The following is a 22,153-nucleotide window of genomic DNA, read 5'->3' on the forward strand; positions in this document are numbered from 1 at the left end:
CGGCGTTTTAACTGGGTATCCTTTTGTTGTTTGGAGGAAATGAATTGGGAAGCTATCTTAAAGAACTTATCGAATTAAGAAAAAATTTTGTGAACGCATATGAAAAAATGAAATATGCAGAGGCACTTGACTGCGGAAACAAAATTATTGATATTTATAAGAAAAATAATGAAACAGATACGGCTGAATATGCCGAAGACATAAATAATATCGCAATACTTTATGATGATATGCACATACCGGAAAAGGCTAAGGGCTATTATCTTGAGGCGGCAGAAATAAAAAAGAAGGTTCTCGGTGAGGACAGTGAAAGCTATTATGATACTCTGACCAATCTCGGAACACTTTACAGCATAACCGGAGAATATAAGAATGCAGAAAATATACTTAAAGATATAAGAGATCATGCAAAGGAAAAGCATGGAATAAATTCCGTTCCGTATATAGAGGCAGTCTATAATCTCGGAAATATGTATGCCGACAACGATAAAAGCGATATGGGCATTACATTTCTTGCGGAGTCGCTGGAATGTGCAAAGAGAACAAAAGAATGCGACGCAAATATGTTCACCGATATTCATGTAAGCATAGCAGAGGCGGCGGAAAATACCGGAAATTACAGAAGAGCCGCAGACGAATATGAAAGAGCGGTAAAAGCAGGCGAAAGAGCCGGAGAAAAAGATACATATTTCAAAATGACTTATCTTATGAATTATGCAAATGTTTGTCAGAGCTTGGATAAGTTTTCAGAGGCTGCAGATATTTATATAAAGGCATTGAATATACGCGAAAAAATTATGGACATAAATCATCTTGATTATATTTCAATGCTAAACGGACTTGCGGCGATTTATACAAAGGACTGTAAGTATGAAAAGGCTCTTGAGGTACATAACAGAATACTCGGAATGATAGAAAATATGCTTGGCAAAAACCATATATTTTATGGTGATGTGCTGACCAATATAGGTCTTGATTACAGCCGTATGGGCGATTTTAATAAGGCTGTTGAGTACCATAACAGGGCATTGAATATAAAGAAAGATGCGGTCGGAGAAAAAAGTATGCACTATACGGCAACACTTATGGCTTTGTCTGAGGTTTACGAAAATATAGGCAAATATGACAGAGCTATTGAGATACAGGATAAGGTTCTTGAGCTTAAGAGAGATATGTTTGGTGAAGTGAATGAGCAGATACCGGAAATTCTTATTAATCTCGGAAGAATTAATATGGAAAAGGGCGAACTGCTTAAGGCACAGGGCTTTATAATGCAGGGTTTGATTATGAGCAAGGAGCTTATGCTTATAACTCCTGGCAAAATAAGAAGCTATACGGAAAACGTCAGAATAATGGCTGAGGCCTGCTGTAAGAAAAAAGATGTTGATAAAACGATACAGTTCTGCAACAGATATTTGGAGCTCAGAAAATCAAAATACGGTGACGAGCACCCTAAATATGCAAGAGCACTGCATTTTTGTGCAGAGCTTTATGAACAGCTCGGCGAAAACGAGAAGGCCTCAGAATGTCTTGACACTGCCTGCGACATTGCTGAAATGATGATGGGAAACGATACGGTTTTCTGCCGTCAGTGCTATTATCACAGCGGTGCATTGTTGTATAAGGTTAAGAAATACAATGAGGCGGCAGAAAGACTGAGAAAGGCCGCATCAATGTATAAAAGATATAACGGCAGTGAAGAGGATTTAATAAAAATAATGTATCTTCAGGCAAAAACGCAGTATATGCTCGGATTTCCGAGAAAGGCAGACGAATGTGCCTTCAGAGCCGAAGGGGCGGCATCAAGAGCAGGATGTAATACCGATTTCATAATAAATGAGCAGATTGCTTATGCAGAGCTTATGCTGAACGGCGGAGATTATGACAAGGCTGCGGAAAAACTTTCGGCTGTTGAACAGAAGGTAAAGGAAAGCGGCGAAAATGCCGTTATTTATGAGGTTATGAGCATATATGCGGAGGCATGCTATAACGCTCAGAAGTATGAAGATGCGGCATTAAAGGCTGAAAATGCACTTGAGTATGCCAAAACAGGCATTGAAAAAGCGGATATGCTGCTGCTTATGGCAGAGGCACAGCTTAAGCTTGAAAAATATGACAAATCGGTGGAATTGCTTGAGAAAAGCAAGAGCCTGATTGAGGCGGACAGCAATGTGTTGGAGAAATATAAAAGCATTGTATATTGTATGCTCGGTGAGGTATATGGCAATCTTAACGAAACGGAGAAAGCCGACAAGCATTTTGATGAAGGCATAAAAGAGGCGAAAAGCAGAGAAAATATTGATGTCGAGAATTACTGTATGTTTCTGGATATGGCGGCGTCTGTGGCAGAAAAAATCGGCAAATACTCAAAGGCTGTTGAATATATAAGCGAAAATGCACTTATGATAAGAAAAAGTGAAGGCGAGTCGATAAGATTTGCCGAATATATACTCAATTCCGCAAGACTGTACTGCATTCAGAACAGATATGAGGAGTCCATATTGCTTTATGAAAAGGCTTTGGAAATATACTCAAAGGTTTACGGAGAAAAATCCGATAAGTACATAAATGCTTTTACTGATATGTGCAAGGCACTTGCAGCACTCGGAAAAAACGGCGAAGTGATTGAGAAAATCGAAAAGCTCGACTCATACGGAAACCATAAAAAAGAATTAACCGGTATGCTTGCGGAGGCTTATAAAAACACAAAGGCATATAAAAAACTGGTTATGCTGAAATTTAAAGAAAAGTAAGTATTTTAAATTAAAACCATATATCAAATAAAATTGAAAAATATTACAATGTAGTATATAATTAGATTAGTTGCTTTATAGATGTTTTGTACAAAGGAGAGATTACTTTGAGAACATTAAAAAGATTATGGGCAGTTTTGATTATGGTTTTAATTATTGTGCCGGGAAACTGCGTTAATGCTTTTGCCGACAGCATTAATGTTGTATCTGACGGAAAAGATGTCACATTGGGTACTGAACCGATAGTATCAAACGGAATTGCATATGTTTCATTGGAGGATTTTGCCGTAAATGCTCTCGGAATTAAAAATATAACTTACGGAACTTCGTATAATCAGGTTGAAATTTCGATAAATGGATTTAAGACATTAAACTTTAACAAAGCTCAAAAGTCGATAGAACTGTACAAAATCGGCAATAATACAATTAACAAAATTATACTTAATGAGCCATACAGATTTTTGACATACGGCAATAATGTTCTGGCTTCGTTAGATACAATAGAGGCTTGCTTTGACTGTACTGTAAGATATAATCCGGAACAGCAGAAAATAAAAGTTAATAAAAACGGATATTCATTCTGTGTTTCTAATAACTTTAACAGTGAAGAAATAGCTTTAAATGCTGGCGAAAAGGCATATTTCAATATAAGCGGACTGGATTACAATGCCAATTTAAAGTATGCTGTTGTTGATATGGCAAATAACACGGTACTTATAAATTACGGAGTTACGTTTGATGCTGTGTCAAAATGTGTAACTGCCGTTAATTCCGGCGATTATGGACTGATTATCAGCTATTCCGACTTTGATACTCCTTATGCAGAACACAGCGGAGAAAAAATATCTGTGGACACAGGAGTATATGCCGTTTTGATTCATGTAAACGGCAATCCTATACCGGATTATATGAAAACCTCGAATTTTCCTGCCGGAACAGTGCAAAGCGAGAAAACAATTCCGCTCTATTCCGCAGACGGAAGAATAAGATATACCTTGGAGTCAGAAGTTGAGGCATATAAAAAGGTCGGCTGGTATGAAAGCTGTCCGATAGTCGGAAAAACAGTATGGATTAACGACTTATGTCTGCCATATTCGGATTTTCCGTATGATTCCGAATATATGTCGAAGAGAACAGTGTGGAAATTGGATACTATATCCGGTTTTAATGTGGATAATTTAGAAAAAATAAATGACAATCAATATAAAATAAAGGAGTTTTATTTCTGGGAAGATAATAAAAGAGTAGCTATTAATTCTGATATTTTGTTTACAGGAGAAGATTATAGAATAAATTCGTATTGCATTGCAAGTTGGGATAATCCGAAGAATGTTTATAAGCTGTCTGATGATGAATGGAATGGCATTCAGAACGGAAAGGTATGGGTAGGAATGTCAAAAACAGCATTCCAACTTTTGGGCTATACAATGCCGGACGCAGTTAATTCAAGAAACACTCTTTATGGAATATATGATGAATATGTGTACAGATATAATTATTCATCGGATACATATTATTTTTTAAACGGTTATTTAACGGAATTTAATATTAATTATTAAGAAAAAGCTATATAAATATTGACATATACCAATGTTGATGTTATTATAATCAAGTGTGTTCAGCCGCACGAAGAGGTTTGAAATTCCGACAAAGGGTTGGAATACCGTATTCGGCGAGTAAATTGCGAGGAGGTGTATGTATGTACGCAATTATCGAAACAGGTGGAAAACAGTACAAAGTAACTGAAGGAAGCATGATCAAGGTTGAGAAGCTTGCTGTTGAAGCAGGTACAGCTTATGCTTTTGATAAAGTTCTTGTTGTTTCAGACGATAACGGAGTTAAAGTTGGTGCTCCTTACGTTGAAGGTGCAAAGGTTAACGCAACTGTAATCGGCGATGGCAAAGCAAAGAAGGTTATTATCTACAAATATAAACCTAAAAAAGGCTTCCATAAGAAAAACGGTCACAGACAGCCTTACACAATGCTTAAGATTAATTCAATCGCTCTTTAATTATTATGATACGAGTAAAAATATTTCGTAATAATTCAGGAGATATTTACGGCTTCCGTCTTACGGGACACGCTGACTATGCAAAAAGCGGCAGAGATATTGTCTGCTCGGCGGTGTCGGTGCTTACGGTCAATACGATTAATTCCATTGAGCGTTTTACCGATGAACATTTCAGTTGTGAAACCGATGATAAAAAAGGCGGATATTTGGAATTGGTGCTCCCGGCCGTTAAGGACGGAGAACACAATCATGATGTTCAGCTTTTGCTTGATGCAATGCTGGGCGGACTAAACGACATTGAAAATGAATACAGTCGTTATATATCGATAAACGAGGAGGTGCTCTAAATGTTAAAATTAAACCTTCAGCTTTTCGCTCATAAAAAAGGTATGGGTTCTACAAAGAACGGTCGTGACTCTAAGTCAAAAAGACTTGGTGCTAAACGTGCAGACGGACAGATCGTAAGAGCCGGCAATATCTTATATACACAGAGGGGAACAAAAATTCATCCCGGTATCAACGTAGGCATCGGCGGAAACGATTCACTCTTTGCTCTTGTTGATGGACGTGTAAAATACGAAAGAAAAGGCAGAGACAAAAAACAGGTTTCTGTTTATCCCGTTGAAACAGTGGAAATCGCAGAATAATCAAGTTGAAGGTTTCAAATCCAGTATTTGAAACCTTCTTTTGTCTTAAGCTGATCAGAGTTTTATACCGAAATGACAGCATAGGTGATTAATTCTGATGAACTTAAGGTATGATAGTTAAGAGGTGAATAAAAATGTTCGTAGATAGAGTTAAAATTCATGTAAAAGGCGGCGACGGCGGTGACGGCTTCGTATCTTTTTACAGAGCAAAATACATTACACATGGTGGCCCGGACGGCGGTGACGGTGGAAAAGGCGGCAGTGTTATATTCGTCGGTGACGACAGCATGAACACGCTTATGGATTTCAGATACAAAAGAATGTTCAAGGCTGAGCCGGGACAGGCAGGAGCAAAAAGAAATCGTTTCGGAAAAGACGGAGAGGACATAATCATAAAGGTTCCTAAAGGAACAGTTATACGTGAGGCGTCCACAAACAAGATAATGGCGGATATTGCCACAAGCAATGAGCCCGTTGTGCTTATAAAAGGCGGAAAGGGCGGCAGAGGAAACCAGCACTTTGCAACGCCGACAAGACAGGCTCCAAGATATGCAGAGCCGGGACAGAAATCTAAGGAATACGATGTTATACTTGAGCTTAAGCTTATTGCTGATGTCGGACTTATCGGTTTCCCTAATGTAGGAAAGTCAACATTCCTTTCAATGGTTACAAACGCAAATCCTAAAATTGCAAACTATCACTTCACAACACTTTCGCCTAACTTAGGTGTTGTACAGCTCAATTCCGGCAAGGATTTTGTTCTTGCGGATATTCCCGGTATTGTTGAAGGTGCAAGCCAGGGCGTAGGACTCGGAATAGAATTTCTCCGTCATGTTGAAAGAACAAAGGCTTTCATACACGTTGTTGATGCGGCGGCAATCGAAGGTGATGATCCTGTTGAAAATGTTAAGAAGATAAATAACGAAATCATTAGCTATAATCCGGAGCTTGCAAAGCGTCCGCAGGTAATTGCGGCAAACAAGACCGATATTCCTGGTTCGGAGGAAAATGTCGCAAGACTTAAGGCTGAATTTGAACCGCAGGGCATTAAGGTAATTCCGATATCGGCGGCAACAAACACAGGACTTAATGCTGTTATTGAAGAAGTAAGAAAAATTCTTGACGATTATCCCGATGATATTGTATTTGAACCGGAGTATGAAGAGTTTGACGACGTTTCAGCTGGCAATGAGCCTTATACAATAGAAGTATTTGACGGAAATTACTACGTTGTATCCGGTGTCGGTGTCGAAAAGATGATGGGCTATACAAATCTTGAGGACGAAAACGGCTTTGCATTCTTCCAGAGATACCTCAGAGAAAAGGGCATTATAGAGGCTCTTGAAAAGAAGGGTATCAAGGAAGGCGACACAGTCCGTATATACGACCTTGAATTTACTTTCTATAAATAAAACAAAAGACGCTTTGTATTCAGCCGAAACAAAGCGTTTTTATTAATGATTTATTGCAAAAAACGATTTTGTTGGATATACTTAGAATGATATAAAAGAATAGGAGAGAACTATGTTAACAAGTAAACAGAGAGCTTATCTCAGAAGCATGGCAAACGGACTTGAAACAATTTTTCATATAGGCAAAAGCGGTGTTACACCCGAACTTACAGATGCGGTGGACAATGCACTTGAAGCAAGAGAACTTGTGAAAATCAATATACTTGACAACTGCCTTATGGGCACAAGAGAAGCGGCACAGATAATTGCCGAAAGAACACACGCTGATGTTGTTCAGGTTATCGGAAATAAATTTGTTCTTTACAGACAGGCTAAAAAGCCGTCTATAGAGCTTCCTAAAACAAAAAAGGATTGATACGGTTGGGTAAAGCGGATTTCAAAAAATACAAAAGCATAGCGATTATGGGCGGAGCATTTGATCCTCCGCATTTCGGACATTTTGTTACGGCACAGACGGTTTATGACAGCTTTGATGTTGATAAGGTTATCATAATGCCGCTGGGAGATGCACCGCACAAGGCAAACAGCCGCACAAAGGCTGAGGACAGATACAATATGGTGCTTGCCGGAATAGACGACAACGCTGCTTTTGACATTTCCGATATGGAAATAAACCGCAAAGGAAAGACGTATACCGTTGATACAATAGCCGAAATAAAGAAAATCAATCCGGAGCTTAAGATATATTTTGTTATAGGAGCAGATGAGGCAAAAATGCTCGATACATGGCATGAGCCGGAAAGACTGCTTAAAATGTGCAGCTTTATTGCCGTATCACGTCCCGGCTTTGACAGAAACGAGCTTATTAAAATCGTTGATGAGGTAAGAAAAAAATACTGCTGTGATATTCACTATATTGATGTTCCGGCACTGGATATATCCTCCTCCGATTTAAGAGAGAAAATATCGGAAGGTAAGTCAATAAAATATCTTGTTCCGGATAAAACGGAAAAATATATCAATGAGCATAATTTATATAGAAGGTGTAATTAAATGTTATCTGTTGATGTTATAAAAGAAAAACTTCAGTCGGCACTTTCGATTGATAGATATATTCATACGCTCGGCGTTGCGGAAGAGGCACAGAAGCTTGCCGCAGTATACGGTGATGCGGAGCTTGTAAAAAAAGCCGAATATGCCGGACTTCTGCACGACTGTGCAAAGGACTATCCCGACGACATGAAAAAGCGTTTCTGCAAGGAATATCATGTTCCGGTTGATGACGTTATGAAAAAACAGCTCGGACTTATTCATCCGTTTCTCGGTGCAGAGGTGGCAAAAAGAGAGTACGGCGTTGAGGATGAGGATATAATAGGTGCGATAAGATGGCATACGACAGGAAAGCCGGAAATGACTGTGCTTGAAAAAATAGTGTTCATTGCCGATTACATCGAGCCGAACAGAAAGCCTTTTGACGGACTTGAAAAGGCAAGAAAACTTGCTTATGAGAACCTTGACAAGGCTATGGCATATATTCTTGAAAGCACTATTGAATATGTTAAAGAAAGAAACAGAGCGCTTCACCCGTATTCGGTTGAGGCACTCGAATACTATAAAAGAATTACCGAATAAGGAGGAAATATATGAACGAAGAATTACACAACGAAGCGTTAAAGATGGCCGAAATCGCAAAAGAGGCTCTTGATGATAAAATGGGTGAGGATATAAAGGTACTTGACCTTTCGGGCTTAAGCAACATTGCCGATTTCTTTGTTATCGGCAGCGGAAGCAATCCTAACCAGGTAAGAGCTATGGCAGACAGTGCAAACGAAAAGCTTTTTAAAGCCGGATATAAGCTTCATCATTCGGAAGGATATTCCGGCGGAGCCTGGATACTTCTTGATTACGGCAATCTTATAATCCATATTTTTGACAGAGAACAGCGTTCGTTCTACAGTCTTGAAAGAATCTGGGGCGACGCAAAAGAATGCTGATAAACAGGTTTATTATTGAATTTTGACATAATAATGATATACTGTTCTTAGTGCGTTAAATTTTAATACTATTGTTTTAAGGAGATAAATTACTATGGGAGAAGCAATGACAGGCTTAAAAAGAAGCCATATGTGCTGCGATGTCAGTGAAAATCTTATCGGAAGCGAAGTAACTGTTATGGGCTGGGTTCAGAGAAGACGTGACCTTGGCCAGCTTATCTTTATTGCCCTCAGGGACAGAACAGGAATTGTACAGGCTGTTGTAGACGGAAACAATTCTGATAAGGAGCTTTTTAATAAGGCTGAAACAATAAGAAGCGAATACGTTGTAGCAATCAGAGGTAAGGTTGCGCCGAGAACAGAGGGAAACGTAAACAAGAACATGAAGACAGGTGCTATCGAGATTATAGCAGACGAGCTTCGTATTCTTTCCGAAAGCGAAACAACTCCGTTCCAGGTTGAAGACGAAATTACTGTTAAGGACGATTTAAGACTTAAGTACAGATATATTGATTTAAGACGTCCCTGCCAGTTCAAAAATATTGAAATGCGTCACAGAACAGCACAGGTTATAAGAAAGTTCCTTTCCGATGAAGGCTTCCTTGAAATCGAAACACCTATGCTTGGCAAGAGCACTCCCGAAGGTGCAAGAGATTATATCGTTCCCAGCCGTGTGCATCCCGGCAGCTTTTACGGACTTCCTCAGTCACCGCAGCTTTTCAAGCAGTTACTTATGGTATCCGGAATGGACAAATATTTCCAGATAGCAAAATGCTTCCGTGATGAGGACTTAAGAGCAGACAGACAGCCTGAATTTACACAGGTTGATATGGAGCTTTCATTTGTTGATGTTGACGATATTCTTGACGTAAACGAAAGACTTATCAAGAAGGTATTCAAGGAAATTCTTGATGTTGATGTTCAGATTCCCCTCCAGAGAATGAAATATGCAGAGGCAATGACACGTTTTGGTTCAGACAAGCCTGATGTACGTTTCGGCATGGAGCTTCACGACATAACAGAAATCGTTAAGGATACAGAGTTTGTTGTATTCAAAAATGCCATTGAGGCAGGCGGCAGTGTAAGAGCGATCAATGCGGAAGGCTGCGGTCATTACCCCAGAAAACAGATTGATTCGCTTGTTGAATTTGTTAAGACATACAAAGCAAAGGGACTTGCATGGATCGTTGTTAATGATGACGGTTCACTTAAGTCACAGATTGCAAAATTCTTTACACCCGAAAAGCTTCAGGAGATTGTTTCCGCACTTGACGGAAAGCCCGGCGACTTAATTCTTATCTGTGCAGACAAGGATAAGGTTGTATTTGATTCACTCGGAGCTTTAAGATGCGAAATAGCAAAACGCCAGAACTTAACGAAGCCCGGCGATTTCAGATTCTTATGGGTAACAGAATTCCCTATGTTCGAGTGGGACGAAGAAGAAAACAGATATGTTGCTGAACATCATCCGTTCACATGCCCTATGGACGAAGACCTTGAGCTTCTTGACACAGATCCTTCAAAGGTTCGTGCAAAGGCTTATGACATGGTACTTAACGGCTTTGAGCTTGGCGGCGGAAGTATCCGTATCCACAGACGTGACATACAGCAGAAGATATTTAACCTTCTCGGCTTCTCTGATGAAAGCGCACAGGAAAGATTTGGTTTCCTTCTTGACGCCTTCAAATACGGAGTTCCTCCTCATGGCGGACTTGCATTCGGCTTTGACCGTATAATAATGCTTATGAGCGGAGCAACAAGCATAAGAGATGTAATTGCATTCCCTAAGGTTAAGGACGCGTCATGCCCTATGACAAATGCTCCTGACGTTGTTGACCAGAAACAGCTTGATGAGCTCGGAATCGCAATAGTTGCAAAAGAAGAAACAACAGAAGAATAATATAAATGCTTATACAAAAGCCGTTTTCTTTTAAAGAAGATGGCTTTTGTAATATTCAGACCGGAAGGAAAAATTTTATGGACATAAGATTGGCAGAAAACGAAGATTTACCGGAAGTTATGGAAATATACTCATATGCGAGAGAATTTATGAAAACCGTTGGAAACCCGACACAATGGGCAGGTGGCTATCCCAAAAGAGAAATGCTCGAAGATGATATTGCAAAAAACAATTTGTATGTAGGTGTTGAGAACGGAAAAATTTGTGGCATATTTGCGTTTATAGTCGGTGAGGACGAAACCTACAAGATAATTGATAACGGTGAATGGCACAGCAATGCCGTATACGGAACAATTCACAGAATAGCATCAAACGGACAGGTTAAAGGCTTTTCAAAAATATGCTTTGATTTTTGTAAAGAAAAGAATAAATACCTCAGAATCGATACACATAAAAACAATAAACCCATGCAGTCGGCCGTTAAGAAATACGGCTTTAAAGAATGCGGAACTATTTATACATATGACGGAAGTTCGAGAATTGCGTTTGATTATATAGGGGAGTAAGAATCAATTAAATATTTTCACCAAAAACAGATTGTCGGTTGGCAGTCTGTTTTTTGTTTGCCGATCGTGGAAAATGTCAAGACCGATATGCTCGCATATCGGTGAAAAATGCAAGGCTGTGGATAAAGGTATAAATGCCAATGTTACAGTTATGTTACAAAATGCCAAAAACCCTTGACATTTTCCGGGGGGGTAAAATGAACATATACTAATTGATAGATATGTGCATGTTGCACAGTGTGCATAACCGTTTACCCGACAAAACGGTGGAAAACAAAGTGCTTTATGAATATATCAGTCAATTTGTATAAGCCAATACGTACATTTAAAATTAAAGGAGGAAAAAAGATGAAAAGAAAATTGGCATTACTTATTGCCGCTGTTATGACAGTAGCAATGGTACCGGCAACAGCTTTCGCATCAACAAAGCTTAATGTAGTTGATGAAGTTAAAGTGGGTACAGACAAAACTTTTACATCAAGAGTCGAAATGAAAAGAGATGACAAAGTTGTAAAAGCAGAAGACACTAAGACATTTACAGCAAAAGATGGAATTAACAAAGATGGTAAGGCTGTTAATGGAAGCGACGCTGTTGGCAAAAAGTATTTTGATGTTGAAGTAACACTTACAAACGGTAAATTTGCTGATGATGGCGAAGATGATGATGACAACACAATTTACTTAATGGAACAGTATGGTAAAGATAAGTATAAAGATAATACCTATGTAAAAGATATGGTTGATAATGCATATGGTATTCTTGCTATTGATGTAAAGAGTGATACAAGAGCAGTTATTTCACTTAATGCAGATGTATATAACGAAAAAACTTGTGTACTCCCGTTAATTGTTAAGGCTGGCGATGCAGGTGATGTAGTAGCTAAATTCTCAAGCAATGTAACAGTTTTTGGTACAAAGTCAGAAGTTATTGCAACAGCTCAGACTGGCAAGGTTACAATCGAAAACGAAGGTATTACAACATTTGTTGAAGATGGAGAAAGCACAAAAGAAATCAAAGCTATTACTATTACAGAGCTTACACCCGATGTACTTAAAGAAGGCAAAATCAAGCTTAAACTTAGCGGCAACTGGGATTTTGACAAAGTAAAATCTGATGTTTCGATCGATTTCTTAAACGAAAGTATTGGATTTAGAGATGATACTGAAGAAAATATAGAATATGATAAGAATGATAACTTAAAATTACTTGAAGATGATAAAGACGTACATGTACAGATAATTGATGGTGATGAAATGGTTATCACATTATCTAAAGCTGTTATTGATAAATTAAAAGCTAATGACATTAATTCACAGCTTACAATTTCTGGCATTAACATTAAAGCTGCTAAGAAATGCAAAGCTAATGATGTAGCTACAATCACAGTTTCAGCAGACAACACAGGTTCTAAGGCATTCTCAAATGTTAAGCTTGAAGTTGCTAAGATGGTTAAGGAAGCTGTTACATACTCAGTAGAAGACAAAGACCTTCCTCAGATCTGGTCAGGTGCTGACAACGATGATGAAAACACACTTAAGGTATCAGTTGAAGAAAACACAGGCGATATCCTTAATACATCAAGAAAGGCTACATTCACATTCCCCGAAGGAATCGAAGTAGTAAACGCTATCTTTGATGGTACAGATAACAAAGATTTCGAATATGAAATCGACGAAAACGTTGTAACAATCAAGAATTATTCAAAGAATGACGACGAGTCTAAGAAGACAGATTTCAACGTTAAATTCATCCTTAATGCAGCACCTACATTCACAGGTGATGTAAACGTTACACTCGGCGGACAGTTTGATGATGTAACACTTAAGGTTGCAACAGTTAAAGCTCCTTATACAGTAACAGCTAAGACAAGCGAAGTACTTATCGATTACAGATATGTACCTGTAAACGATGTTGTTATCACAGAGGCAGAAGAAGGTATCCTTAAGGATGGCGACAAGGTTATCCTTGGTGTTGAAAAGATGGACTTCGAAGATGCAGGTAAAGTAGAAGTTACAGAAGGTGACATCGATGTTGACGTTGATATTGATGACAACCATCCTGATGATGTTGAACTTTATGAAACAAGAAACGACAAAGCATTACTTACAGTAACAGTAAACGATGAGTCAACAGAGGCTTCAACAATCGTAATCAGCGGTCTTGAACTTTACCTCGACAGAACACTTCCTGTAGGCGGATATGCTCTTCAGAATATCGGTGGATATTTCACAAAGACAGTTGATAAAGTAAAAGTATATGATAAGGCAGTCAACATCCTTTGGGAAAACTCAGACACAGACAAGGATGTATATGATGCAGATGCAGTAACAGTTACTAAGAAGAAAGATACAAAAAAAGCAACTTACGATGCAATCTTCAAGTACAAAGCAGTAACAGTAAACGACAGCTATGTTGACGTAATCACATCAGCTCGTGACCAGGATGACTCTACAACAAACAAGAAGATCATCATCACAGTTGGCGCTTCAACAATGGCAGTAGGTACAGAAACAGTTAACCTTGACGCTCCCGCATACATCAACAGCGAAAACTACACAATGCTTCCTGTAAGAGCAATCTCAGAAGCATTTGGTGCAACAGTTAACTGGGATGCAGCATCAAGAACAGTAACAGTACTCAGCGGACAGAGAATCATTTCTATGACAATCGGTTCAAGAACAATGTACATCAACGGTACACCTGTTGCAATGAACACAACAGCAGCTATCGTAAACGACAGAACATTTATCCCTGTAAGAGATCTTGCTAACTCACTTGGTATCAGTGCAATCAACTGGACAGAAGCTTCTGGCACAGTAACACTTAACTAATTGTTCTGTACAAATTAATTTAAGGTAATTAAAATTAAAGCCAATTTTAATTATATGGGACCGAGGTCTCCGGGAAACCGGAGGCCTCATTTTTTTTGGCGTGTACGCCCTAAGGCAAAGCCCCATGGGTTTTGATGTGTATAAAAAAATAACCCATGGCTTAGCCATGGGTGAGTGAATACATATATTATTTTGCAAGCAGAAAATCTATTGTGCGGTTTGCAACATCGGCATATTTAACGACGATTGTTATTTCATCGCCAAGGCTGAATTTTTTCAGCGAATGCTCGCCTGTAACGCACATCTTATCCGCATCATATACATAGTAATCATCTGTAAGCGAATTGAGAGATATAAGGCCTTCTACTGTGTTTGGCAGTTCGACAAATATACCCCAGTTGGTTACGCCGGATATAATGCCGGTGAAGGTTTCTCCGATATATTTTGTCATATACTGAACCTTCTTTATTGTATCGGTTTCTCGTTCTGCCTCTTCTGCACGGCGTTCGAGCTTTGAGCTTTGCTCCGCAACATCGGCAAGTATTTTGTCGTAATGCTTGATTCGTTTTTCGTTTAAGCCTCCGGACAGATTTTCTTTTATTATTCTGTGTATCTGGAGGTCGGGATAACGTCTTATTGGGGAAGTAAAGTGGCAGTAATATTTTGCCGCAAGACCGAAATGACCTAAGTTTTCCGGCATATATTTTGCCTGTTTCATACTTCTTAACACAACTCGGCTTATTATATGCTCCTCGGGCTTTCCTTCAACGCTCTTTAAAAGCTGGGCGATTGCTTTAGGATGTATTTCCTCTGTAACATTGCCCTTAAATCGGTAGCCGAAGTTATAAATAAACTGCGAAAGCTTTTTGATTTTTTCTTCATCCGGTGCTTCGTGGTTACGGTATACAAAGGGAAGCTCCTGCCAGAAATAATCCTCTGCTATTGTTTCATTGCAGATAAGCATAAATTCTTCGATTATGCTTGTTGCCGTATTTCTTTCATGAGGTTTGATTTCTATTGGCTCGCCTTTGTCATTGAGAACTATCTGGCATTCGGGAAGGTCGAAGTTGACAGAGCCGCGTTTCTGACGCTTTGCAAGAAGTATATTTCTTAATTCAAGCATTGTTTTGAACATATCGACAAGGTCTGAATATTCGGCTTTGTATTCTGCATTGTCGTTTTCGAGTATTTCATTTACTATATGATAGGTCATTCGTCTGTCGGAGCGAATTACGCTTTTGGCAACTTTGTGTGAAACCACATTGCCTTTTTTGTCGATTTCCATTGTACAGCTCAATGCAAGCCTGTCTACATTGGGATTGAGCGAGCATATGCCGTTTGAAAGCTTATGCGGAAGCATAGGAATAACTCTGTCTACCAGATATATGCTTGTGCCTCGTTTTAATGCCTCTTTGTCAAGCGGTGAGTTTTCCTTAACATATTCCGTTACATCGGCAATATGGACGCCTAAGAGGTAATTTCCGTTATCCAGCTTCTGTATTGAAACCGCATCATCAAAGTCCTTTGAATCATCACCGTCTATTGTTACCGTAAGAATATCCCTGTAATCATCTCTGCCTTCGACAAGTCTTTCGTCGATTTTATCCGGATCAATGCTTTCAATTTGTTTCATTACGTCTTCGGGAAAGCTCTCCGGAAGGTCGAACTGCTTTATTACGGAAAGAATATCAACGCCCGGATCATTTATATGACCGATTATTTCGGTTATGATGCCTTCGGGGTTAGTGTTTCCGACGGAACGCTTCGTTATTTTGGCAACTACCTTGTGACCGTCAACAGCGCCCTTTGTTTTTCCGGCAGGGATAAATATATCCTGACTGATTTTTTTGTCGTCGGGGATAACAAATCCAAAGCTTTTTACGGACTGGAAGGTTCCGACAATCTCGTCCGAGCCTTTTTCGATTATTCGGATTATTTCACCTTCGGCTCTCAAGCCGTCATGAGACTGCTTTGTTATTTTGACAAGAACAGTGTCTTTGTTTAGTGCTCCGTAGGTGTAATCAGCCGGAATGAATATGTCGTTTTCGAGGCTTTCAACTTTTACAAAGCCATATCCTTTTTGCGTTCCGTTGAATATACCGGTATAGATGTTCATTTTTTCGGCTGCCATGAGCTTGCCTTTTTTTGTTTCCACAACAGAGCCTTCTTTTATAAGCTCGGTTATCATATCCTCAAAAACGGGAGCATCCTCCGGCGGCACGTCAAGCATAAGACGGATTTCGTGTCGTTTAAGCGGAATATAGTTTTCACTGTATATATAAGCTTTTATTTTTTCTTTTCGTTCTTTATTTATATCGTTAAGCTCCATTTTTAACACCTGCCTTTAGTATTATTAAATTATTAATCTTAAATTCCCGATATAAAACAAAAGGTCAGGCACAACCGTACCTGACCGTAATGGCATTTAGCCGATAAGACTTATAACAAATGCAATAATCATAAATAATGCACCAAGAATTTTTGTAAGTCTTGAAAGAGAACCTTCGATTGAATTTCCCTTATTTTTGCTCCAGTATGAATCAGTGGAAGTAGAAGCACCTACTGCACCGAGACCGGCTGCACGGTTAGACTGTAAAAGTATAATTACACATAATATTACGCCTACGATTGCTAAAATAACAGTTAATACTGTTGATAATGTATTCATTCTATTTTCCTCCCAAGTGGTTTCTCATAAAGACACTTATAACATTTTAGCACAAAAGATATTATACGGCAATATTATTTTAAAAAAATCACAAAAGTTTAATAATTCTGTCAACATCTTCATTACTGCCGATAATCATAAGATGGTCGTTTTCTTTTATAACATAGTTTGCCGGAGGAAGCATATTAATATCCTCTCCATTTTTGATGCCGAGTATGCTTATATTATATTTGTGGCGAATATCCGAATCCATTATTGCTGTGCCTATCCATTTTTTGAGCGGAGGCACCTCGTACATAGAATATTTTTCCGTAAGCTCGATATAATCGAAAACATTGTTTGCGGTAAAGCGTTTGGCAACCTTTTCGGCAATATCCCTGTCGGGATATATTACCTCGTCTGCTCCGTTTCGAAGAAGAAACTTTGCGTGAATATCTCTGCTTGCCTTGCTTACTACATATTTTGCACCAAGCTCCTTGAGCTGACTTGTTATCTCGAGACTGCTCTGGAAGTTTGAACCTATGCAGACAAAGCAGATATCGTAATTTCCTACGCCAAGGTTTTTGAGAATTTCAGGATCGGTACAGTCGCCTATAAGTGCGCTTGTTACGATGTTAGTAAGATCGGCGATTGATTTTTCGTCCTCGTCGATTATCATAACCTCATTTCCGAGTTCAACCATGTTTTCACATAAATGATGACCGAAACGGCCCATTCCTATCATTAATACTGATTTCATAAGTACCTCCGTATATTAACCTACAGTTATTTTTCCTTCGGGACGAGTGACTCTTGCTACGTTTTTCTTTTCAGTGAACACAAGAGCAAATGTTATACTGCCTATTCGACCGCAATACATAAGTATAGCAATTATGATTCTTGAAGGAGCGATAAGCTCTCTTGTTATGCCTGTGGACATTCCTACGGTGCCTATTGCGGAAAACACTTCAAAAAGAACATCGCTTATCGGAGCGCTGTTTTGAAGATGGCATATTATAATTGTTCCTATAAGACCGATAAGAAGGTTTACACAGACTATTACGCAGGCTTTTTTGACGGTTGCATCGGCAATACGTCTTTTGTAAATGTTGCAGTCGGGTTTGCCTGTTAACGTATTTATAATATAGCATATAACAACAGCAGCAGTTGTTGTTTTTATACCTCCGGCAGTAGAACCGGGACTTCCGCCGATGAACATAAGGGCAACCGTAAGAAGCTTACTGCTTGATGTAAGAGAAGCAGTATCAATGGTATTAAAGCCGGCTGTTCTTGCCGTTACCGAGCTGAAGAGTGATGCAAGAATTTTGTCTTTTGTGCTCATATCGGAAAGCAGGTTAGGACTTTCAAATATATAGAAAAGGACAGCACAGCCAAAAATCAATATTGCTGTAGTTGTAAGCACTATTTTGGTATGGAGCATATATTTTCTGAAATGAAATTTATTTTTTGATAAATCGTCCCATACGATGAAACCAAGACCGCCTATAACAATAAGAGCCATTATTGTTACATTTATCAATATATTGCCGTAGTCGTTGGTAAATGATGAATATGGAGCTTTGTTACCCATAAGATCGAAGCCGGCGTTGCAGAAGGCCGATATTGAATGAAATACTCCGTAGTATATACCTCTGATAAGGCCATATTCTTTTACAAAGTGGAATGACAGAACGATAGCACCTATGCCTTCGAATATTACCGTACCTATAAAAATTTTTTTTACAAGCCTGACAACACCACCTATGTGTATTGTGTTTACGCTTTCCTTCAAAAGACCTCGCTGTTTAAGGTCGATGTTCTTTTTAAGAAGTATTGAAAAAAGCACGCCGATTGTTATAAAGCCAAGGCCGCCTACCTGTATCAGTATGATAATAATAAGCTGACCGAAAAGTGACCAATGTGTATAGGTATCAACAACAACAAGGCCTGTAACGCATGTGGAACTTGTTGCAGTAAAAAGTGCAGTCAAAAATCCTGCACTGTGTCCACTCCTTGAAGCTATGGGAAGCATAAGAAGAATAGTTCCGATTAATATAATTATAAGAAAGCCAAAGGCTATTGTCTGTGCCTGAGTCATTTTATTTAGAAATTTATTCATAATAATCCTCTTGAAGTTTGTATATGTTGATGTTTATATGCCAACACGATATATTATATAGAAAATTTAATATATATCAAGTATAAGTTTAGTCTGTAAATATAGAAAGCTTATATACGTAAAATAAACATAATTTATTGGGGATAAATGTCCTAAATCGAAAATAATACTTACAAATATTTTAAGATAGATAGGCTTGTATTGATTTTTATGGCCTTGAAAATATATAATAGAAACAAACTTACAAAACGATATATTCATCTGAATATAAGGAGGAAATATAATATGAAAAAGAATTTTATAGCACTGGCTATGGCGGCTGTGTGTTTTGCGGGAACAGCAAGCGTTCCGGCTTTTGCTGCTTCAAAATTTGCGGATATAAATGATGTTCCGTGGTCGGGAGCAGAACAGTATATCAATCAGGCTGCGGATCTTGGACTTATGGCAGGATATACAGAAAACGGGAAATTGCTTTGTAAGGCAAGAAATAACGTAACATACTGCGAGGCTGTTCAGCTTATGTATTCCATTATGACAGCAAACGATACTTCACAGAAGGTAGACAGTATGACTGTTTCGAGATGGATGCAGACAATGCAGAGTGCAAACATTCCTTCATGGGCATATGAGGCTGTTGCATACGGTCTTGAAAATTCAATACTTACAACAAATGATATTTCTATATTTGTAAGAAACGGAAAACAGGGCAATGCGAGAAGAGAGGACGTAGGAGTTATATTCGGAAAGGCTCTTGCAAAGAAATATACTCTTACTGCAAATCCTGTACTTACATATAACGATAAGGATAAGGTAGCTTCAACATCTGTTACATATCTTGAGCTTCTTAACAGACTTAACTTAATGGTAGGTGACAGTAGCAACAACTTTAATCCTAAAGCAAATATCAACCGTGCAGAAATGGCTGTTCTTTCAACAAAGACATATAATAAGCTTAAGGAAAACGGTTCAACGGTCGTTGTGCCTCCGGTAAGTACAAGAGAGCAGTTTACAGGTATCGTAAGCAAGGTTGATGCAAACGGCAGCTCAGCAGACGTAACTGTTACGGTTGATAAAAAGGACAAGACAATAAAGGTTGATTCTTCTACTGTTATATTAAAGAACAACGAATATGTAAACGCATCAAAAATAAGTGAAGGTGATACGGTAGTTGCTGTTGTGGAAAATAATAAGGTTACATTCCTTACTATCCTTTATTCAACAGGAAAGGATACTTCAACAAAGGATGAAATCAAAGGTGACGTTAAGTCAATAACAACAAAGAAAATTTCTATTGAGCAGAACGGAAAGTCAACGTCATATACATTGGATAAGAGATATGAGGATGTTGTTGTTAAGCTTGACGGAAGCAGCTCGGATGTAGATGAGCTTATCAAGCTTTACAAAGATGGATATACAATCAATGCAAAGATAACATTGGACAAGAGTGATTATGTTACAAGAATAGATGCAACAAAATCAAAACCTCTCACAGGTGAGATTACATCACTTTCTAAAACAAAGATTACTATCGAGGCAAATAAGAATGAATATTCTTATAACCTTCCCGATGATACAGATGATATTAAAGTAACACTTGACGGTTCATCATCAACATACAGCAAGCTTAAATCTGCTGTATCGGATACAACATGCACAGCAACAATAACTCTTAACAGTGATAATGAGGTTTCTAAAATAGTTGCTAAGAAAAAAGCATCTTCAACTTCAAGCACAGTCAGCGGTGAGCTTGTATCAATAAGTAAGTCTACAATCAAAATAAAGAAATCCGATGACAGCAAAAAGACATACGATCTTGATGATGATGTTACGGTAACGATAGACGGCTCTTCTTCTAAGCTTTCAACTCTTATATCAAGAGTAGATGATGATAAGGAATATGATGTTAAGCTTACAATATCAAAGAATGATAAAGTTACTAAGATAGCAGCAACACTTTCTAAAGGAACAAGCACAGCCGGCACAACGGGTACATTAGTTGATGCAGACTATTCTGATGGAATCAAAATTAAATCAGGCTCAAGTACAAAATGGTATGAATGGGCGACTGCCGGATATGAAATTAAGCTTAACGGAAGTTATTCAAACATTGATAAGCTTCTTGATAAGAAAAAATCAGCAACAGTAACTGTTAAGCTTACACTCAACGGAGCCGACAGAGTTACTTATGTAGAAGCAACAACAAAGGATGGAACAAAAAAAGATGAGCTTGAAGGACAGATTACATCGCTTTCATCTTCAAAGATAACGATAAAGACTGACAGCGGTTCAAAGAAAACTTATACTATTTCAGATGAAGTTTCTGTATCGGTTGACGGTGATATCAAATCAATAAAAAAACTTAAAAATTTAATGGATGATGATGATTACACAGCTAAGCTTACACTTAATTCAGATGATGAAGTTAAGAGAATCGTCGCTTCTAGCTCTATGGAATCAAGAACCGGAAAGCTTGTATCCGTTGATAAAGATAAAATTAAGCTTACTATCGGTTCAACAACATATAGCTATGATATATCATCCGGAGCAAAGGTAAAGGTAGACGGAGATGATATGGAACTTTCTAAATTTATAAACATTTATGTAATGAAGGATTATACTGTTACAATCACAAGAAATGCAGAAGGCAAGGCAACAAAGATTGTAGCAACATCAAAATAAGCTAAACAATAAAAACGCCATTCGGTTTAATCACCGAATGGCGTTTATTATATATATTAATATTTTTCGTAATGAACACGGTCTGCTTTGAATCTGTCATCAAAATCTTTTTCCTTTGTAGGATATCCGAAAGCAATCATATTGAAAGGAATTATATTTTCGGGAAGATTGAATAAATCTCTTATGTAAGCAACACGATCTTCGATAGGAGCTATTGCCATCCATGTAGCACCGAGTCCGAGCTCAACTGCTTCAAGAAGCATATTTTCGGAAGCGGCTGAAAGATCCTGCTGCCAAAGGCTGTCGATAGCAAAATAGTTTTTGTTGGCAAGAACGAGTATTGCAAGAGTTCCGTTTTTCATTGCCATTGCATAATCGTGAGCATGAGAAAGCTTTTCAAGTGTATCCTTGTCTTCTACAACAATGAATTCCCAAGGCTGCTCGTTTACAGCGGAAGGAGCCTGCATAGCTGCTCTTAAAAGAAGATCGATTTTTTCTTTTTCGACCGGTTTATCCTCAAATTTTCTGATACTGCGTCTTTTGTTGATTGCGTCAATTACGTTCATTGAAATTCTGCCTCCTGATATGTGATG

General features: G+C 38.4%; 19 protein-coding genes. 14 read left to right on the forward strand and 5 right to left on the reverse strand.

The annotated features are described in order from the left end of the window. Positions 1–44: 44 nt before the first annotated feature. From KQI66_RS05955 to KQI66_RS06015, 13 genes are all read left to right on the forward strand, one after another. Positions 45–2,753 (forward strand): tetratricopeptide repeat protein, encoded by a 2,709-nt coding sequence (locus KQI66_RS05955; RefSeq protein WP_216427760.1) that lies wholly within the window; start codon positions 45–47, stop codon positions 2,751–2,753. Between the two features lie 107 nt (positions 2,754–2,860). Beyond that, the gene (locus KQI66_RS05960) at positions 2,861–4,312 is read left to right on the forward strand and encodes a hypothetical protein (protein ID WP_216427761.1); all 1,452 of its coding nucleotides are present in this window, start codon (positions 2,861–2,863) and stop codon (positions 4,310–4,312) included. A 140-nt stretch (positions 4,313–4,452) separates the two neighbouring features. Then, the gene (gene rplU / locus KQI66_RS05965) at positions 4,453–4,764 is read left to right on the forward strand and encodes a 50S ribosomal protein L21 (protein ID WP_216427762.1); all 312 of its coding nucleotides are present in this window, start codon (positions 4,453–4,455) and stop codon (positions 4,762–4,764) included. A 5-nt stretch (positions 4,765–4,769) separates the two neighbouring features. Continuing rightward, complete coding sequence (locus KQI66_RS05970; protein WP_216427763.1) at positions 4,770–5,111, forward strand: ribosomal-processing cysteine protease Prp; 342 nt, start codon at positions 4,770–4,772, stop codon at positions 5,109–5,111. Then, positions 5,112–5,411 carry a 50S ribosomal protein L27 gene (gene rpmA / locus KQI66_RS05975; protein ID WP_216427764.1) on the forward strand — a complete coding sequence of 100 codons (300 nt, stop codon included), beginning with the start codon at positions 5,112–5,114 and terminating at the stop codon, positions 5,409–5,411. Positions 5,412–5,545: 134 nt separating this feature from the next. Then, positions 5,546–6,823, forward strand: a complete 1,278-nt coding sequence (gene obgE / locus KQI66_RS05980) for a GTPase ObgE (protein WP_216427765.1) — start codon at positions 5,546–5,548, stop codon at positions 6,821–6,823. A gap of 112 nt (positions 6,824–6,935) precedes the next feature. After that, entirely contained in the window at positions 6,936–7,238 is a 303-nt protein-coding gene (locus KQI66_RS05985) for a YhbY family RNA-binding protein (protein ID WP_216427766.1), read from the forward strand. 5 nt (positions 7,239–7,243) lie between these two features. Beyond that, complete coding sequence (gene nadD, locus KQI66_RS05990) at positions 7,244–7,876, forward strand: nicotinate-nucleotide adenylyltransferase (RefSeq protein ID WP_216427767.1); 633 nt, start codon at positions 7,244–7,246, stop codon at positions 7,874–7,876. Then, positions 7,877–8,455, forward strand: coding sequence for a bis(5'-nucleosyl)-tetraphosphatase (symmetrical) YqeK (yqeK, locus tag KQI66_RS05995; protein WP_216427768.1), 579 nt, complete (start codon positions 7,877–7,879; stop codon positions 8,453–8,455). It abuts the gene before it with no gap. Positions 8,456–8,466: 11 nt separating this feature from the next. Continuing rightward, complete coding sequence (gene rsfS / locus KQI66_RS06000) at positions 8,467–8,817, forward strand: ribosome silencing factor (RefSeq protein ID WP_216427769.1); 351 nt, start codon at positions 8,467–8,469, stop codon at positions 8,815–8,817. A 94-nt stretch (positions 8,818–8,911) separates the two neighbouring features. Next, positions 8,912–10,717: an aspartate--tRNA ligase gene (gene aspS, locus KQI66_RS06005; protein WP_216427770.1), complete on the forward strand. Its 1,806-nt coding sequence runs from the start codon at positions 8,912–8,914 to the stop codon at positions 10,715–10,717. A 77-nt stretch (positions 10,718–10,794) separates the two neighbouring features. Then, positions 10,795–11,283 (forward strand): N-acetyltransferase, encoded by a 489-nt coding sequence (locus tag KQI66_RS06010; RefSeq protein WP_216427771.1) that lies wholly within the window; start codon positions 10,795–10,797, stop codon positions 11,281–11,283. A gap of 348 nt (positions 11,284–11,631) precedes the next feature. Then, entirely contained in the window at positions 11,632–14,115 is a 2,484-nt protein-coding gene (locus KQI66_RS06015) for a copper amine oxidase N-terminal domain-containing protein (protein ID WP_216427772.1), read from the forward strand. Positions 14,116–14,302: 187 nt separating this feature from the next. Here KQI66_RS06015 and rnr read toward each other — a convergent pair whose 3' ends face one another. The 4 genes from rnr to KQI66_RS06035 all read right to left on the reverse strand — a co-directional run bounded on the left by rnr (position 14,303) and on the right by KQI66_RS06035 (position 18,881). After that, positions 14,303–16,444, reverse strand: a complete 2,142-nt coding sequence (gene rnr / locus KQI66_RS06020) for a ribonuclease R (RefSeq protein ID WP_216427773.1) — start codon at positions 16,442–16,444, stop codon at positions 14,303–14,305. Positions 16,445–16,540: 96 nt separating this feature from the next. Then, complete coding sequence (gene secG / locus KQI66_RS06025; protein WP_216427774.1) at positions 16,541–16,783, reverse strand: preprotein translocase subunit SecG; 243 nt, start codon at positions 16,781–16,783, stop codon at positions 16,541–16,543. Between the two features lie 88 nt (positions 16,784–16,871). Next, positions 16,872–17,522, reverse strand: a complete 651-nt coding sequence (locus KQI66_RS06030; RefSeq protein ID WP_216427775.1) for a potassium channel family protein — start codon at positions 17,520–17,522, stop codon at positions 16,872–16,874. Positions 17,523–17,537: 15 nt separating this feature from the next. Beyond that, positions 17,538–18,881, reverse strand: a complete 1,344-nt coding sequence (locus tag KQI66_RS06035) for a TrkH family potassium uptake protein (protein WP_216427776.1) — start codon at positions 18,879–18,881, stop codon at positions 17,538–17,540. Positions 18,882–19,166: 285 nt separating this feature from the next. Here KQI66_RS06035 and KQI66_RS06040 point away from each other — a divergent pair, with 285 nt between their 5' ends. After that, positions 19,167–21,560, forward strand: coding sequence for an S-layer homology domain-containing protein (locus KQI66_RS06040; RefSeq protein WP_216427777.1), 2,394 nt, complete (start codon positions 19,167–19,169; stop codon positions 21,558–21,560). Between the two features lie 56 nt (positions 21,561–21,616). On the opposite strand, the gene KQI66_RS06045 is transcribed toward KQI66_RS06040, so the two are convergent. Continuing rightward, positions 21,617–22,126 carry a nitroreductase family protein gene (locus tag KQI66_RS06045; RefSeq protein WP_253287687.1) on the reverse strand — a complete coding sequence of 170 codons (510 nt, stop codon included), beginning with the start codon at positions 22,124–22,126 and terminating at the stop codon, positions 21,617–21,619. Between the last annotated feature and the right edge of the window lie 27 nt (positions 22,127–22,153).

It is taken from the genome of Anaerotignum sp. MSJ-24, from assembly GCF_018918145.1.
GTDB lineage: Bacteria > Bacillota > Clostridia > Lachnospirales > Anaerotignaceae > Metalachnospira.

Coding starts and splice junctions, on each gene's coding strand:
- rplU (WP_216427762.1), top strand. CDS start 4,453: ATGTACGCAATTATCGAAACAGGTGGAAAACAGTACAAAGTAACTGAA.
- KQI66_RS05970 (WP_216427763.1), top strand. CDS start 4,770: ATGATACGAGTAAAAATATTTCGTAATAATTCAGGAGATATTTACGGC.
- rpmA (WP_216427764.1), top strand. CDS start 5,112: ATGTTAAAATTAAACCTTCAGCTTTTCGCTCATAAAAAAGGTATGGGT.
- obgE (WP_216427765.1), top strand. CDS start 5,546: ATGTTCGTAGATAGAGTTAAAATTCATGTAAAAGGCGGCGACGGCGGT.
- KQI66_RS05985 (WP_216427766.1), top strand. CDS start 6,936: ATGTTAACAAGTAAACAGAGAGCTTATCTCAGAAGCATGGCAAACGGA.
- yqeK (WP_216427768.1), top strand. CDS start 7,877: ATGTTATCTGTTGATGTTATAAAAGAAAAACTTCAGTCGGCACTTTCG.
- rsfS (WP_216427769.1), top strand. CDS start 8,467: ATGAACGAAGAATTACACAACGAAGCGTTAAAGATGGCCGAAATCGCA.
- aspS (WP_216427770.1), top strand. CDS start 8,912: ATGGGAGAAGCAATGACAGGCTTAAAAAGAAGCCATATGTGCTGCGAT.
- KQI66_RS06010 (WP_216427771.1), top strand. CDS start 10,795: ATGGACATAAGATTGGCAGAAAACGAAGATTTACCGGAAGTTATGGAA.
- KQI66_RS06015 (WP_216427772.1), top strand. CDS start 11,632: ATGAAAAGAAAATTGGCATTACTTATTGCCGCTGTTATGACAGTAGCA.
- rnr (WP_216427773.1), bottom strand. CDS start 16,444: ATGGAGCTTAACGATATAAATAAAGAACGAAAAGAAAAAATAAAAGCT.
- secG (WP_216427774.1), bottom strand. CDS start 16,783: ATGAATACATTATCAACAGTATTAACTGTTATTTTAGCAATCGTAGGC.
- KQI66_RS06030 (WP_216427775.1), bottom strand. CDS start 17,522: ATGAAATCAGTATTAATGATAGGAATGGGCCGTTTCGGTCATCATTTA.
- KQI66_RS06035 (WP_216427776.1), bottom strand. CDS start 18,881: ATGAATAAATTTCTAAATAAAATGACTCAGGCACAGACAATAGCCTTT.
- KQI66_RS06040 (WP_216427777.1), top strand. CDS start 19,167: ATGAAAAAGAATTTTATAGCACTGGCTATGGCGGCTGTGTGTTTTGCG.
- KQI66_RS06045 (WP_253287687.1), bottom strand. CDS start 22,126: ATGAACGTAATTGACGCAATCAACAAAAGACGCAGTATCAGAAAATTT.